General features: G+C 42.6%; 10 protein-coding genes. 9 read left to right on the top strand and 1 reads right to left on the bottom strand.

The annotated features are described in order from the left end of the window. Positions 1-101 precede the first annotated feature (101 nt). The 9 genes from Xedl_RS12175 to recD all read left to right on the top strand — a co-directional run bounded on the left by Xedl_RS12175 (position 102) and on the right by recD (position 15,951). Positions 102-1,781 carry a TauD/TfdA family dioxygenase gene (locus Xedl_RS12175; RefSeq protein WP_074024018.1) on the top strand — a complete coding sequence of 560 codons (1,680 nt, stop codon included), beginning with the start codon at positions 102-104 and terminating at the stop codon, positions 1,779-1,781. A 306-nt stretch (positions 1,782-2,087) separates the two neighbouring features. Further along, positions 2,088-2,594, top strand: a complete 507-nt coding sequence (locus Xedl_RS12180) for a prepilin peptidase-dependent protein (protein WP_244149710.1) — start codon at positions 2,088-2,090, stop codon at positions 2,592-2,594. Beyond that, positions 2,591-3,202: a prepilin peptidase-dependent protein gene (locus tag Xedl_RS12185; protein ID WP_074024022.1), complete on the top strand. Its 612-nt coding sequence runs from the start codon at positions 2,591-2,593 to the stop codon at positions 3,200-3,202. The genes Xedl_RS12180 and Xedl_RS12185 overlap by 4 nt, the downstream gene beginning before the upstream one ends. Before the next feature lie 21 nt (positions 3,203-3,223). Continuing rightward, the gene (locus tag Xedl_RS12190) at positions 3,224-3,682 is read left to right on the top strand and encodes a YgdB family protein (protein ID WP_074024024.1); all 459 of its coding nucleotides are present in this window, start codon (positions 3,224-3,226) and stop codon (positions 3,680-3,682) included. Then, on the top strand, positions 3,679-4,050 hold the full coding sequence (locus Xedl_RS12195) for a prepilin-type N-terminal cleavage/methylation domain-containing protein (protein WP_074024025.1): 372 nt from the start codon (positions 3,679-3,681) through the stop codon (positions 4,048-4,050). The genes Xedl_RS12190 and Xedl_RS12195 overlap by 4 nt, the downstream gene beginning before the upstream one ends. Next, positions 4,043-7,471: an exodeoxyribonuclease V subunit gamma gene (gene recC, locus Xedl_RS12200; RefSeq protein WP_074024027.1), complete on the top strand. Its 3,429-nt coding sequence runs from the start codon at positions 4,043-4,045 to the stop codon at positions 7,469-7,471. Before Xedl_RS12195 ends, recC begins: the two co-directional genes overlap by 8 nt. A 19-nt stretch (positions 7,472-7,490) precedes the next feature. Then, on the top strand, positions 7,491-10,376 hold the full coding sequence (gene ptrA / locus Xedl_RS12205) for a pitrilysin (RefSeq protein WP_074024029.1): 2,886 nt from the start codon (positions 7,491-7,493) through the stop codon (positions 10,374-10,376). Then, entirely contained in the window at positions 10,373-14,023 is a 3,651-nt protein-coding gene (recB, locus tag Xedl_RS12210) for an exodeoxyribonuclease V subunit beta (RefSeq protein ID WP_074024031.1), read from the top strand. The genes ptrA and recB overlap by 4 nt, the downstream gene beginning before the upstream one ends. Positions 14,024-14,028: 5 nt before the next feature. After that, entirely contained in the window at positions 14,029-15,951 is a 1,923-nt protein-coding gene (gene recD / locus Xedl_RS12215; RefSeq protein ID WP_208605050.1) for an exodeoxyribonuclease V subunit alpha, read from the top strand. Positions 15,952-15,985: 34 nt separating this feature from the next. Here the strand turns inward: recD and argA are convergent, their stop codons facing one another. Next, the gene (gene argA / locus Xedl_RS12220; RefSeq protein WP_074024034.1) at positions 15,986-17,320 is read right to left on the bottom strand and encodes an amino-acid N-acetyltransferase; all 1,335 of its coding nucleotides are present in this window, start codon (positions 17,318-17,320) and stop codon (positions 15,986-15,988) included. Between the last annotated feature and the right edge of the window lie 14 nt (positions 17,321-17,334).

The following is a 17,334-nucleotide window of genomic DNA, read 5'->3' on the forward strand; positions in this document are numbered from 1 at the left end:
CTGTAATATGTGATTTTCTGTCCAAATTTATCTATAGAGTCAGGGGCATCAATATGAAATTTATTGATGCTATTCTTCTTTAAAATAAATAAGGTTAGGTAATGAACGATAGAAGTTTGCTTATTGTATATGATAATTCTTTTTATAATAAATTAGGGAGGGGTAATATTTCTATAAACTCATTTTGTAATATAATTGGTTTTTTTGAAAATTACAATTTCGATGTGTGTAATATAGATGATCATATATCAAAAGGAAATTCCATAAGTGATATTGATATTCTGATTACAACTAATGATGTTTCACAAAATAATATAGATGAACAACCTAATATATCTATCATATTCTCTTTGTCTGAAATTTACTCGCATACTGAAAGTAACTCTATGAACAAAGAGATTATTACTAAAAATATAGAATTCAAGCATAAAAAATATGATTATTTAAATCAGCTTGATGGAGAAATGAATATAAGTTACGGAGGAGAATTTTTCCATTTACATGGTAATTATGTAAGACAGTTTTTTGATTATAAAGGATGGCAGAGTTTCATAAATTACGACGATTTTGTTATTGGGTTGAAAAAGAATGAGAACAATAAAAAATTCTATTATCTTGGTTTATTGAATACCTATTCATCATTCTATTTTGCAAAATACGATAATGAGAGGTTTTTAAAAAGAATTATTAAAGATATTATTGACAACGATAAAAAAGAACTCCATTTTAAGTCGGAGAAAAGTTTTTCTAATAATATAAAGGAATATGAAAAATCAGATAATATTCATGATTTATCTAAAATTAAAGGTAACCATATTATTCACATTGATAATGGTGAGTTAATTAAAAAAGGGTTCTATGATGATCCATTGAATAGCCCTTATAATTGTCTGAATAAATTTCTTTCCGAAAGTTTTAAACGAATAACCTATCTTAACCAAGAGATCATAGAAAATTTATACAACTTTAAAAATTATGGTAATGATTATGGTGTATTTTTATTAAAAGGCTTAAATTTTGATGGTATTTTACCTCCCACTCCGTCACATGCGTTGCATTATCCTGATAAAGGAAATTTTTATGGTGAATTGTGGTTAGCCATGATTTCAGAATTTCTCGGTTGTGCCGTTGGGTATTCACAAGAAAAAAATGGCAACATATTCCAAAATTTGGTTCCCAGTATAAAAAAAGAGTTTCTATTATCATCGGAAAGTTCAAAAAAAGAACTTGATTTTCATACAGAAATTGCTTTCCATCCATTAATGTGTGATTACGTTTTACTGTATTGCTTACGTCAAGATCATGAAAAAAATGCTAAAACCTTTACATCAAGTGCTAAGATGATGCTCCGTGACTTGTCTCTAGAAGAAGTTAAAATATTGTCTGAGCCACTCTTTATCACAGGAATAGATTACTCTTATGGTAGCCCTAATGGAGTAAAAGGTAATGGTCCTCTGACTTCAATTCTTTATGGCAATCCTAATGATCCTTATATGATCTATGATTTAGATTTAATGAAAGGGCTTAATACAGAGGCTGAATTAATTCTTGATAAACTTAAAAAAATTGCCAATAAATATAAATATTGGGTTGCCCTTGAAGCAGGGGACTTACTTATCATTGATAATAACCGCTGTGTACATGGTCGTTCAGAGTTTATACCGCGTTATGATGGCTATGATAGGTGGTTATTACGAACTTGTGTGTTAACCAATATTAAACAGGCAAGATCAAATATTCTTGAAGAGCCTAGAATTATTAATACACGATTTATAGTTTAGATTATTTTATAATAAAACCATTTGCACCCAATTTATTTAAATTTATCAAAACTACATTTAGATTAAAAAATATCAATTAATATAAAAGGAACTATTAAAGAGTAGATTTCTACTCTACTCTTTTTTTATGTTATGGTTTTTAAATTTAATTTTGTGAGCTATTACGCAATTAAAATGTAAAAAAGTAACGTGTCTGCTTTTTTTTCAAATCTCTTCGCATAATCAAACAGTAGTACTGTTTATTCTGTTTCTAATAGTAGATATTTCACCTGACCAAAATCTGAACGATAAATAAATCAGGAAATAATGACCTATAAATGCATTAATCAGAAAAACGGATTTACCTTATTAGAATTAATGATAGCAATGCTCATCATTTCGATTAGTTTGTCTTGGGGATTGTACCATTGGGGGAAATATCAAAGCCGCCTGCGGTTGCAATCAGCGGTACATAATGTGTTGTCTTTTATGGAAAGGCAGCAGGCTTTAGCAAATTATTTAAATCAGGATCGTACCTTATGGTTCGTGATGGAGCAGCCTTGGTGTTTGATATCATCTGTCACCAAAATAACTATTTGTGATGAAGGTGATGGGGAACGAATTTATTCTCCGCACGAAGATGTGTTTTTATCATTTTCCACGACTGATCGCATTGATTTTTATGGGATTAGAAATACAGCCATGCCAGCCAGTTTCACGCTGGCAAACTCAGCAGATGAAATTAATGTCATCGTTTCTGGACGTGGGCGAATCAGGACATGCAGCAATACGATTAGCTCGTTGCCCAATTGTGAGGGAATAAAAACTCCATGACTCTGACTATCTTCTGTTGTAAGCAAAAACAAGATGGATTCTCTTTATTGGAAATAATGGTAGCTCTGTTAATCAGTAGCGTCATTTTTGTTGCCATGACAAAAACGTATCCGGTTTTATCAGGCCAGATTCTCGATCTCTATCGTAAATATAGATTGCATTATTTGGTGAACAGAACGGCTTATTTAATGGAGAAAGATATTCGGCGGGCAGGTTATTGTCGGGATAGAGAACAGTGCAAAGGTGAACCATTGGTGATTAACCATAAAAATACCGAAACGGCTAACTCCTGTTTTATTGTTGCTTTTGATCTCAATTTAAATAACCAATGGGAAAAATCGGGTCACATTGAATCTGAATTTTTTGGTTATCGCTTAAATAACCGAGCTCTTGAGTGGGGGAGAGGGGTGAAAGATTGTCAGGAAAATGGCTGGGAAAGGTTATTTGATCCAAAAGAGATGGTTATTGATACCTTTCATCTTGAAAAATCACACGCAAAAGGCGGCGTGATTTTTGTCACTTTGTCTATTGATGCCCATTGGTTGAAATCCCCAGCAATTGTGTACCACCATCAAGCCACAATTCGGCTGCGCAATATCAGAAAATAAAGATATCGAGGGGAAAAACATATGGCAGATAAACAACAAGGAAATATTCTGCTGATATCGATAATGATGCTATTGGCGCTGAGTTTAATGATGTTAAAAGCGCTCCATTACCAACAGGAAAGTGCGATGCTTATGATGACGGATGAACAAAATTACTTGCAGGCTTTTTGGCGAGCCGAATCATCATTGATATGGGGAAAAGCGCAGTCATGGTCACTCAATCAGCAAGAAACAGAGTCTTGGTTTTGTCTGCAACAAGCTGAATTTCATTTGAAAAGTTGCCTCAAACGCTATTCAGACACGCTTTTTTTATTAAAAGGTATTGCTCAATTTGCCTCAGGAGAAAAGCTTGAACTTTATCAATGGATGAAACAGATGAAACCTTTAAATCCAGATACACTTATTCCTGTTGAACTGATCCCTATTGAAAGCGGTTGGTTGGATTTTTGCCCTGTTGTTCAAGCTGAGTTTTGTTTATGAAAACCAGACGACAAGAGGGAATGAGTTTGCCAGAAGTCATGGTTGCGTCTGCCGTATTTGCGATCTCTTTATTGGGTTTAATGCGTTACCATCAAGCACTGTCTGCTAATTTCCACCAATATTGGGGGCAGCTTAAGGCAGTACGATATGTCCATAATCAGTTGGAACAATATGAACGTTTCGCAGGCCAGATTGATTTGCAGAAAACAGAAGAAGAGGCAGCCATACAGCGGGGATGGAAAATAGAAGTTCAACGAGAATTTCGTTCCTGGGGGTGTTATCAGGTAACGATTAAGCTGACAGTACATTACAATAAACCCAGTAAATTAGAACGCTGGTTTTGTGCAAGTGGGAGCATTGATGTTTAGAGTTTATCATTCAAATCAGCTCGATATTCTCAAAGAGCTGATGACGATATTGATCGGGGAAAATCCCCTTTCTGACCCATTTGGCAAAGAAGTGATTTTGGTTCAAAGCCCAGGGATGTCACAGTGGTTGCAGATTCAGTTGGCAGAAAAACTGGGCATTGCGGCGAATATGGAGTTCCCGCTGCCTGCAACGTTTATCTGGCAGATGTTTACCAAAGTGTTGCCTGATATTCCCAAAGACAGTGCTTTTAGTAAGGATGCCATGAAGTGGAAGTTAATGACCTTATTGCCAGATTTGTTGATGGAGCCGGAATTTTCAGCACTCAGGCATTATCTTGATCTGGATATTGATAAACGCAAAATTCACCAGTTAGCTGGCCGAATTGCCGATCTGTTTGACCAATATCTGGTTTATCGCCCCCAATGGTTAGAAAGTTGGGAAAATGGTCAATTAATTGATAGTTTGGGCAGCAACAGCAACCAGTTATGGCAAAAAAGGCTATGGTTTGAACTGACAGCCTATACCCGTCAGTTACAACAACCTTTGTGGCACCGCGCCAATTTATACCAACGATTTATCTCGGCGTTGGAAGAAGGGAATTTTCCATTGAAGGATCTTCCTTCGCGCATTTTTATCTGTGGTGTATCTGTATTGCCCCCTGCTTACCTGCAAGTATTGAAGGCATTAGGTAAACATATTGATATCCATCTTATGTTCACGAATCCATGCCAATATTATTGGGGAGATATTCAGAGTTATGCTTTTCTTGCCAAGCTAACTAGCCGTAAACCAAAACATTATAAAAGCGAACAATTGCTGGAAAGATTTAAGAACCCCGAAGAGGCGCCCTCGCTCTTTAATGCCGAAGGAGAGCAGGATCTAAATAATCCATTGCTGGCATCTTGGGGAAAATTGGGAAGGGATCACCTCTACCTGCTGTCACAATTGGAGCCAGATTCTGATATTCATGCCTTTGTTGAATTAGAGCCTGATTCTATCTTGCACCAAATCCAGCGAGATATTCTTAATCTTGAAGATCACGCCCAGATTGGCTCTACAGAAGATTCTTTCAACAACAGTCTGAGAAAGCGCCCATTTGATGGCGCTGATCGCTCACTGACTTTTCACTCATGCCATAGCCCACAGAGGGAAGTCGAAGTATTGCAGGATCAAATTCTGCATTTATTGGATGATGACCCTTCACTGACACCAAGGGACATCATTGTGATGATGGCAGATATCGATAACTATACCCCCTATATTCAGGCTGTTTTTGGTAATGCCCCTGATGATCGTTATATTCCCTTTGCCATCTCTGACCGTAAAGTTCGTCAGGCACATCCTGTTTTGCAGGCATTTATTACCTTGTTGGATCTACCGCAAAGTCGGTTTACGGCAGAACAGGTGTTAGCATTATTGGAAGTCCCTGCCTTAGCTAACAAATTCGCGATTCAGGAAGAAGGGTTGCGTTTATTGCGTCGTTGGGTAAAAGAATCGGGAATTTGCTGGGGGCTGGATGATGACAATATTGAAGCATTATCGTTGCCTGCTACAGGGCAGAATACCTGGCGCTTTGGCCTGACACGTATGCTATTGGGTTATGCGATGGATAGCCATGCCGGACCGTGGCATGATGTTTTGCCTTATGATGAATCCAGTGGCCTTGCTGCCGAACTGGCAGGGCAATTGGCTGAATTTTTAATGGCACTGAATCACTGGCGCAAAATTTTGAGTGAAGAACAGCGATTGACGGATTGGTTGGTTATATGTCCACAACTGCTGGAAACTTTTTTCGAAGTGGATGATGAAATTGAACTGGTTCTGGCGCTTATCACGCAGCAATGGCAAAAAGTGATTGATGCTGGCCTGAATGCCCATTATGAAGAAAGCATTCCTTTGGTGCTGCTGCGTGATGAGCTGGCGCTTCGGTTTGATGATGAGAAGATCAGCCAGCGCTTCCTCGCCGGCGCCCTCAATTTTTGCACCCTGATGCCTATGCGCTCCATTCCTTTTAAAGTTGTTTGCCTGTTGGGAATGAATGATGGCGTTTATCCACGGGCTATCCCGCCACTTGGGTTTGATCTGATGGCAGAAAAGACGCAGCGAGGGGACAGGAAACGGCGTGACGATGACCGTTATCTCTTTCTGGAGGCGTTAGTTTCGGCTGAACAACGTCTTTATATTAGCTATATCGGTAAATCAATTCGCGATGATACTGAGTGCAATCCATCCGTATTGGTCAACGAATTACTGGATTATATTTGCCAGAGTTTTTGCTTATCCGGCGATGAAATGCTGAATGTTGATGACAGTGCCAAAAATATCAGAAAACATCTGCTGTCACAGCATACCAGAGTGCCTTTTGCGACAGAAAATTTTTTACCTGACCACCACTTACAGAGTTATGCCGCAGAATGGTTGCCAGCCGCGACACAACAGGGCGTTTTAGCAACTGATTTTTGCCAGCCGATTATTTTTGATCGCAGTGAAATAAAAGAAGTTGCATTAGATGAATTGATCCGCTTTTATCGACACCCTGTCCGGGCATTTTTTCAGCGGCGACTGAAGGTACATTTTATCATTGAAGAGAGGGAGTTACCTGAAGAAGAACCTTTTGTACTGGATAACCTGCAACGCTACCAATTTAACCAACTACTGTTAAGCATCCTGATTGAACAGGGGGCACCTGAATCTCTGTTTTACCATCTCCGTGCGTCGGGAGGGTTGCCACATGGCTCCTTTGGTGAAGTGTATTGGATGGAACAACTGGAATCCATGCAGCCTTTGGCCTCCAGGGTACGTGGCGAGAGAATGGCATCCTTTTCCATTGACCTGTATGAGCCATTAGACACGGTGGTGTTGACTGGCAGAATTAATCAGGTACAGCCAGATGGAATTTTACGTTGGCGCCCAGCGAACTTAACGGCCAATGATGGTATCCAATTATGGATTGAACACCTTGCCTATTGTCTTTCAGGTGGAAGTAGTGAAAGCCGCGTGTATGGAACAGGTAAAAGGGGGAAAAAAGAGAAGGAAGATAAAAAGGTGTCAGAATATCGTTTCTTACCGCTAGAACAGGAAGAGGCGAAACAATATTTGAACCAGATGATAGAGGGCTATTTTCAAGGAATGTCTGAACCTCTCCCTTTGTTTTGCCGAAGTGGCTGGGCATGGCTGGTTGATTGTTTTGATAAGGAAACGAGAGAAATCGATTTTAACGAAGAGGTTCAACAAAGTGCTGAAAATAAATTAGTGGAACAGTGGCTGGGAACACATGACAGAAAAGGGGAAAGCGCGGATCACTACGTACAACGCGCTTTCCGGCAAATTGATCAATCACTTTTGGAGCGAATGAAGCGTGAAACTCAGCGCTATTTACTGCCGATGGCACGCTATTCCAGTGGATCATTATTTAAATAATTAGGGAGAATATTAGGTTATGCCTAAATGTCTTATCCGCATCATGACGGTGCTCTTTCTGCTATTTTTTGGGGTTACTGCCTATGCACAATCGTCCTGGCAGCCATTGCCAGATACGATCCACAAAAGTGATCGCGATCCTCGTCAATATAAAGCAATTAAATTGCAAAATGGCATGACAGTTTTGCTGGTTTCTGATGAAAAAGCGATTAAATCATTGGCTGCCGTATCTCTTCCGGTTGGTCATATGGAAAATCCAGATAACCAGCTTGGTCTGGCTCACTATCTTGAGCATATGGTATTGATGGGTTCCAAGCGTTACCCACAATCCGGAGAGTTTGTTGAATTTTTGCAAAAACATGGGGGAAGTCGTAACGCCAGTACCACCGCCAATCGTACAGCATTCTATTTGGAAGTTGAAAATGGCTCCTTAACCGAAGCCGTTGATCGCCTTGCAGATGCGCTTGCTGAACCTCTATTGGAACCAGGCAATGCTGATCGTGAACGCCATGCGGTTGATAATGAAATGACCATTGCTCGTGCGGGGGAAGCGCATCGCTTATGGCAAATCCGTGCCGAGACCATCAATCCGGCTCACCCCAATGCCCGCTTTGCTGGTGGAAATTTAGAAACACTTAAAGATAAACCTGACAGCAAATTGCAGACGGCTCTGGTTGATTTTTACCAACGCTATTACTCCGCTAATCTGATGAAAGGGGTTATGTATGGTAATCAATCCATCGATAAATTGGCTCAGATTGCAGCAGAAACCTTTGGCCGTATTCCTAATCGACATGCTTCGGTGCCTGCCATCTCAGTTCCGGCTATCACAGATAAAGAAAAAGGCACCATTATCCATTATGTGCCGGCAACACCTTACAAAGCGTTGCGACTGGAGTTTAGCATTGCTGACAACAGTGCAGATTTTCTTAGTAAAACAGATGGATATGTCGGGTATTTGATTGGTAATCGCAGCCAAAATACTTTGTCTGACTGGCTGCAAAAGCAGGGATTAATCGAAAGTATCGGCGCTAGTGCAAACCCTAAAATTGATGGTAATTCAGGGACGTTTGATATTTATGTTTCGCTAACGGATAAGGGTCTTGAACATCGTGATCAAGTTATCGCCGCCATCTTTTCTTACATTAACCTGCTAAAACAACAGGGGATTAATAAGAGTTATTTCGATGAAATGGATAAGGTTCTGAATTTGTCTTTCCAATATGCATCAATCGTACGGAATATGAATTACATTGAAGGACTGTCTGATGCCATGCTGGTATTGCCTATATCCCATGTGCTGGATGCGGGTTATGTTGCAGATAAGTTTAATCCAAAAGCGATAGCTAGCCGTCTGGACGAATTAACGCCGGAAAATGCGCGTATCTGGTTTATCAGCCCAACAGAACCGCATAACAAAGAAGCTTACTTTGTGCAGGCTCCATACCAAGTCAATAAAATTACGCCACAACAGTTGGCGGACTGGAAAAAACTCGAACAAAGCGATTTATTTTCTTTGCCTGAGTTGAATCCCTATATTCCTGATGATTTATCCCTGGTAAAAACATCTGGCCGCCAGAAACACCCTAAGGTGATTTTGGAACAGCCAAATGTTCGCTTGCTGTATATGCCGAGCCAAGATTTTGCGGATGAACCTAAAGGCAGTATTGTACTGGAAATGCGTAACCCCAATGGATTGAAAAACATCAAAGGTCAGGTTTCAGACACTTTATTGAGCTATTTGTCTGCACTTACTCTTGATCAACTAGGCTATCAGGCCTCGGTTGGAGGAATGGGCGTTTATACAGGTTACGTTGATGGTTTGAAGATCGGCGTTAATGGTTATACACAACACTTACCCGAGTTGTTAACTTCAGCGATTGATCAATATATTTCGTTTATACCGACTCAAGAAGAACTGGATCAAGCGAAATCATGGTATCGGGAAAAAATGGAAGCCGCCAATAATGGCAAGGCTTTTCAAATGGCGATGCAACCCATTTCCCGTCTCTCTGGTGTCCCTTACTTTGAACAGGCCGAAAAATTGAAAGTACTGGATACTATTACTGTTGATGACATCGTGAAATATCGTCAGAGCATGATCCAACAGGCGGCATTACAGGCTTTGGTCTTCGGTAATTTCACGGAACAGCAGAGTATTGACATCATTCAATCAGCACAGAAGCAGCTCGCTAATCAAGGAACAGTATGGTGGACTGGCAAGCGTCTTGTCATTGATCGTCATTATGCGGCTAATTTCAATGGCACCGCGAATAGCACAGATAATGCTCTGGCTGAAATTTTTATTCCAACAGGGTATGACCGTATCAAGGGATATGTCTATTCCAATTTGCTGAGTAGCATTTTGTCACCGTGGTTCTACGATCAATTGAGAACCACAGAACAGCTTGGTTATGCGGTTTTTGCTTTCAACCAAAATATAGGTGAACAGTGGGGGTTAGGTTTCTTGCTGCAAAGTAACAGTAAACAACCGGATTACCTGCATCAACGCTACCAGCGCTTCTATCAACAGGCTGATAAAAAGCTGAAAGCGATGTCTGATGCTGAGTTTGAACAGTATAAAAAATCACTGCTGACAGAAATGCGTGAGCCGCCACAAACTTTCTATTCAGAAGTGGCTGGCTTTGATGCCGATTTTGGACGCAACAACTTCAAATTTGATACACGTGAAAAAGTCATTGCCGCGATGGAGAAAGCCACTAAGGCACAGATTATTGCGTTTTATGAAAAAGCGGTGCTTAAACGTCAGGGATTGGCGCTGATTTCCCAAATTACCGGGAAAAAAGGTACGGCTCATCAATATGCCGAGCTGAAAGGCTGGCAAACTTATGACTATGTGTCAGATTTCCAGAAACAATTACCGGTTAAGGTGAATGCTCAGTGAGCAAAGAAATACCCTCTCATAAGCTTAACCCGTTAACACTGCCGCTGTATGGTCAGCGGCTAATCGAAGCTTCTGCGGGAACGGGAAAAACTTATACGATAGGCTTGTTGTATCTCCGGCTGTTACTGGGACTGGGCGGCTCTGCCGCCTTTTCCCGTCCGCTGAATGTTGAAGAGATTCTGGTTGTGACTTTTACGCAAGCGGCGACAGATGAATTGCGGGGACGTATCCGTGAAAATATCCACCAGCTCCGTTTGGCTTGTATACGGGAAGAAACAGCGGATAGCGATCCTATCTATCAGCAATTACTGGATGAAATTCCTGACAAGGAAAGTGCAGCCAGTTGGTTATTGGCCGCTGAACGTCAGATGGATGAGGCCGCGATTTATACCATTCACGGCTTTTGTCAGCGTATGCTAGTACACAATGCGTTTGAGTCTGGTGTCCTGTTTGATCAGACCTTAATTCAGGATGAAAATCCGTTACGTAAACAAGGTTGTGCCGATTTTTGGCGGCGTCACTGTTATCCCTTACCCTTGCCAATCGCTGCGGAAGTCAGCCGGATATGGAGTGGACCGGAAGCATTATTAAAAGATATTTCGAGCTATTTACACGGAGATATGCCGTATATCGTCAATGCACCGGATGGGAATGAAACACTGTTTAGCCGCCATCAGAAAATCATTGAGCAGATTGAGGCGATAAAGCACCAGTGGAATGCTGTGGCTTCTGAGTTAGAGGAACTGATTACTCATTCAGGTGTTGATAAACGTAGCTACAGCAAAAAGCATTTACCTAATTGGCTGAATAGTGTTTCTGAATGGGCTAAATCACCAACTAAAGATTACCTCTTGCCCAAAGAGTTGGATAAATTTTGTCAGTCGCGCTTGTTAGAAAAAACCAAAAAAGGGGAGGCTCCGCAGCACGCGCTGTTTGCAGCAATTGATGGTTTATATCAGCACCCGCTGACATTGAAAGATATCATCCTTTCCAAAGCGATAATTGAAGTTCGCCAATCGGTTAACCAGGAGAAACTGATCCGCGGCTATATGGGCTTTGATGATTTGCTGACCCGTTTGGACAGTGCCTTGCAACGCGTGGGCGGAGAGCAGCTTGCAGCAACCCTTCGGCAGCGCTATCCCGTTGCCATGATCGATGAATTTCAGGATACCGATCCACAACAATATCGCATTTTTCAGGCCATATATTGCCATCAATCAGAAAGTGAGCGAGCTGAAAACGAGACGGGCTTGTTGTTTATTGGTGACCCCAAACAAGCGATTTATGCGTTTCGTGGAGCGGATATTTTTACCTACATTCGTGCCCGCTCTCACGTTAAAGCCCATTACACGCTGGAAACAAACTGGCGTTCTTCTGCGTCAATGGTTCAAGTGGTCAATAAACTGTTTTCTCGCCCTGAACACCCATTTTTGTTCGCACAAATCCCTTTTATTAACGTCAATGCGGCAGAGAGAAATCAGAGCCTGAGATTTTCCTTGCATGGTAAGGATCAAGCAGCCTTGCGATTTTGGTTACAGCCTGGTGAAGGTGTTTCCAAAGGGGAATATGAGCAAACCATGGCTCGGCAGTGTGCTGCTCAGATACGGGATTGGTTGCAGGCAGGGCAGGAAGGAAAGGCACTTTTATATCAGGTAAAAAATAAACAAACAGAAGTAAGCCGTCCGGTGATGGCGGCAGATATTACGGTGTTGGTGCGTGATCGCCGAGAAGCAGCGTTAATCCGTAATGAATTGAACGCGCTGAAGATACCCTCGGTTTATCTCTCCAACCGAGAAAGTGTGTTTGATACCCCAGAAGCGAAAGATTTGCTGTGGTTGCTACAGGCCGTATTGGCACCGGAAAAAGCACGTGAATTGCGCAGTGCATTAGCCAGCAGTCTATTTGGCTTAAGTGCACAACAAATTGACCAGTTGAATAACGATGAAAGAGCCTGGGATCGTCTGGTTGATGAATTTGATGGTTATGCCCGTTTATGGCGTACTCGTGGCGTATTACCTATGTTGCGGGCAGTCATGGTGAAATATCGGATAGCAGAAAATCTGCTGGCAGGGGATGACGGTGAACGCCGGCTTACCGATGTTATGCACATTAGTGAGCTGTTGCAGGAGGAATCTCAGCAATTAGATAGCGAACATGCCGTTGCCCGCTGGCTGGCGCAACAGATTTCCCGCCCTAATCCGCAATCAGAAAACCAGCAACTGCGGCTGGAGAGTGATCGGCATCTGGTGCAAATCTGTACCATTCATAAATCTAAGGGGCTGGAATATCCGCTGGTTTGTTTGCCTTTTGTGTGTAGTTACAGGAAGCAGAAGCAGGCTGTTTATCATGATCGCCATAACTTTGAGGCTTACCTGAATATTTCCCATGATGATGGAGCGTTGCAAGAAGCTTTAGAGCTGGCTGATGAAGAACGCTTGGCTGAGGATTTACGCTTGCTCTACGTTGCATTAACACGCTCGGTTTACCACTGTAGCGTTGGGGTAGCACCGCTTATCAAAGGGAATAGAGGGAAAACGGGTGATACTGATTTGCACTTATCTGCCCTTGGGTACTTGCTGCAAAAGGGACAGAAAGGTAATGCAGAACTCTTGGTTAACAGCTTGAATGAGCTTTGTGATGATGGCGTAGAGCTAAAGCACGTGGAAGATACCACTGATTTGCAATGGTGCCCACAAAGTGAAAATACGCTGTCGCTGGAAGCCAGAAAATTACAACGTTCCGTTCGGGATGATTGGCGGGTGACGAGTTATTCGGGGTTACAATATTCCGCTTCTCACGCTATTTCACCTAATTATGCTGGTGCATTGGGGGAATCAGTTGATGTGATTGTGCAATCCATTTCTCCAAAGCTGGATATTGATGCTCGTGGTGAAAAGCAGGGCGAACAATCATTACAGATGACACCGCATACTTTTCCACGTGGGGCATCTGCGGGCACATTCCTGCACAGTATTTTAGAAGATCTGGATTTCAGTAATCCCCCTGATCAGGCAGGGTTGGTGGAAAAATTGGCTGCGTCAGGGTTTGATGAAAATTGGGCACCTGTGTTAGAGCAGTGGATAGAGGATATTCTGGGCGCAGAGTTGAACGGGCAAGGAATGAAACTTGCCAGTGTGCCTCGTCATCTCCAGCAAAGTGAAATGCAGTTTTACCTGCCAGTGGATAAGTTATTGCATTCAAAGGAGATGGATGCAATAACCCGTCGTTATGATCCGCTGTCTGCGCAATGTGCTCCGTTATCCTTTCATCAAGTCAAGGGCATGTTAAAAGGTTTTATTGATTTGGTTTTTTGCTGGCAAGATAAGTTTTACGTAGTGGATTACAAGTCAAACTGGTTAGGTGAGAACAGCCAGTCATATACGCAAGAAGCGATGGCAAGAGCCATGATAGAACATCGTTACGATTTCCAGTATCAGCTTTATACTTTAGCCCTGCACCGTTATTTACGTCATCGGTTAGCTCATTATGATTATCGCCGTCATTTTGGTGGTGTGATTTATCTGTTTTTGCGCGGTATTGATAAAGATAACCCAGGGCATGGTATTTACTCCTACTTGCCTCCCTTTGAATTTATTGACGAACTGGATACGCTTTTCAGTGCTGTTGGTGAGGAGAAAAGCGTATGAATGTCATGATGTCATTCTTGCAACAGGCGATGAGCCAGAAGCTGCTACGCCCTTTGGATGTGCAATTTGCTTATGCGATGATTGAGGATGAAAATCCGCTGCTACTATTGATTACGGCCTTGTTAAGCGCTGAATCAGGCGCAGGGCATGTTTGTTTACCGTTGGAGCGGATTTCGCCAAAGTATTTTTTTGAAGGCAGGCAGCCGGAGTTAGCTGCATCGCTTTGGTCTTTAGCCGGAGAACCTGATCAACAGCAAATTCTGGCTGTTTTGCAGGCATGTCCGGCGGTAAGTCTGGGAGAATCTCCGGCACCGATGATCCTTACTCATCAAGGGGAGGGGGATTACCGCCTATATTTACAACGTATGTGGCAAAGTGAACGGCGGGTGGCGGATTTTTTTGCTGCGGTCGAGTTTACTGCGACTTTGGATCAACCTTCCCATGAGCAAACCTTCTGTGGTCAAACGGCTCTTGATGAAATTCAGTTACGCTGTATTTTGGATGAGCTTTTTGGTGTCACTGGTGAAGGGGAAATTGATTGGCAGAAAGTTGCGGCGGCAGTGGCGGTAACGAGCCGTATTTCAGTGATCTCTGGAGGGCCAGGAACCGGAAAAACCACAACAGTAGCTAAGTTGTTGGCTGCCTTGATCAAGTTGTACGATGGGAAAAAATTAAGTATTCAATTGGCGGCACCAACCGGTAAGGCTGCGGCCAGATTAACGGAATCGCTAAGGGAAGCGGTCAAAAAACTCGATTTGACGCCAGAACAGTGGCATAGCATTCCAGAACAGGCACAAACGATCCACCGTTTACTGGGAGCGCAACCCGATAGCCAGAAACTGCGTTATGGGCGTGATAATCCGCTGTCTCTTGATATTTTGATTATTGATGAAGCGTCAATGGTGGATTTACCGATGATGGCTCATTTGGTTGATGCTTTACCGCCACGGGCGAAAGTCATTTTCCTGGGGGATAAAGACCAGCTTGCATCGGTTGAAGCCGGAGCGGTATTGGGCGATATCTGCCGTTTTGCTGAACAAGGCTATAGTGCCAGGCGGGCTGAGCAATTGGAACGATTGACCGGATGTCCGTTAACATCTTATTCCACTTCATATTCTGATAAAAATGCTTCTGCCGTGCGGGATTGCTTATGTCTGCTGCGCAAAAGTTATCGCTTCAATTCGGCTTCCGGTATTGGGCAATTGGCGTCGGCTGTGAATCAAGGAGATCGCAGGGGGGTCGCTATGGTGCTGAATCAGTCTTTTCCCGATGTTAATTTTTACCCGCTTGCAGCGGATGAAGATTATCAGCGTTTGTTGGCGGAAACCGCTGCTGGTTATTCTCAATATTTAGCAATGGCAAATGAACGGGCGGCGGAAGAAGCCATTTTAGCGGAATTCAATCGCTTTCGATTGTTGTGCGCGTTAAGGGAAGGCCCTTTTGGTGTTACGGGGCTAAACCAACGAATGGAACAATTACTGCACAGAAAAGGCGTTATTACTCTGCCAAAAAATGTGGAGAGCCGTGGTTATGTCGGGCGACCTATCATGATATTGCGTAATGACAGTACCCTTGGCCTGTTTAACGGGGATATCGGGATTATGCTTAAAAATCAGGATAACGAGCTGAAAGCCTATTTTCAGTTGTCTGATGGGAGGATTAAAGACTTTCAGCCGAGTCGGTTACCTCAACATGAAACAGCCTATGTGATGACAGTACATAAATCGCAAGGATCTGAGTTTGAGCATACAGCCTTGGTGTTACCGACTCAATACTCACCGATACTCAGTCGGGAATTAGTATATACCGCATTGACGCGGGCGAGGGATAAATTGACAATTTATGCCAATAAACCCGTTTTGGATAAAGCGGTGGCTACAGCAACACAGCGACGAAGCGGGTTGGCAGATTGGTTCAACCCGCAATAAGAAAGCGATGCAGCTAAAGCTCAGGATTGCATGGCTAGTAATTCTGTAAATCCAGCATCAAGATCTTGGAACAGCGCTGATAGTTATACAGCGCTTGTTTTTCCACGGGCAACATATCTATCCCCGCGGGCTTAAAGCCTTTCTCCTGAAACCAGTGAATACTGCGGGTTGTGAGTACGAAAAGTTTTTCTAATCCTATCTGTTTTGCCTGACTGGAAATAGAATTTAGCAGAATTTCACCTCTGAAAGAGCTTCGGTAATCTGGATGTACAGCAACGCAGGCCATTTCTCCAATTTTTTCATTAGGATAAGGATATAGGGCGGCGCAGGCGATAGTGATATTATCAAGTTCAATCAGGGTGAAGTTATCAATTTCCATTTCCAGTTGTTCACGTGAACGGCGTACCAAAATACCTTGCTGCTCCAATGGGCGGATAAGTTTGAGAATACCACCAATGTCATTAATATTGGCACGACGTATCTGTTCGGAACGTTCCATTACTATTTGAGTGCCGATACCTTCGCGGGAAAATAGTTCCTGCACCAACGAACCATTTTCTTGATAACTGATTAAATGGCTGCGGCGAACGCCACGGCGGCAGGCATTGATAGCTCCCCTTAAAAAACGTACGGTGCCTGAATGATAATCACCCGCGTTTTCCAATTTGTGCAGGTGAGCTTCTCCTTCATTGGGAAACATTTCTGATAAAGTGTTGCCTTCAGCGTCAAGTACGCCCTGAGATGAGCAAAACCCAATTAATTTTTCAGCTTTTAATTTGATCGCCAGTTGTGTTGCAATTTCCTCGGAAGTGAGGTTAAAACTTTCTCCGGTCACAGAAACCGCAACTGGCCCAATGAGCACAATAGCACCACTATCCAGTTGTTGGTTGATCGCTCTCTCATCAATACGGCGGATCCTGCCACTATGGCAATAATCAACTCCGTCATCGATGCCCAAAGGTTGGGCGATAACAAAGTTTCCGCTGACCACACTAATATTAGCGCCTTGTAATGGGGTATTGTTTAATCCCATGGAAAGGCGTGCTGTAATATCTAACTGTAATAAGCCGGCTGCCTGTTTGACCAAATCTAATGTCTTGGCATCGGTTACTCTGATGTGTTTGTGGTAAACCGACTGGCGATTGTGTGTGGCAATATTTTGTTCAATTTGTGGACGGGCACCATAAACAACGATTAAACGAATGCCCAGATTATGCAGTAATCCAATATCGTTGACGATGTTAGAGAAATTCTCATGGGCGATGGCTTCACCTCCCAGCATAATGACAAAGGTTTTGCCTCGATGTGCATTGATATATGGAACCGAGTGACGGAAGACTTCAACCAATTCGGTACTGCGTTCTTTCATGAAACCCTCTCCGA

This window comes from Xenorhabdus eapokensis, from assembly GCF_001908105.1.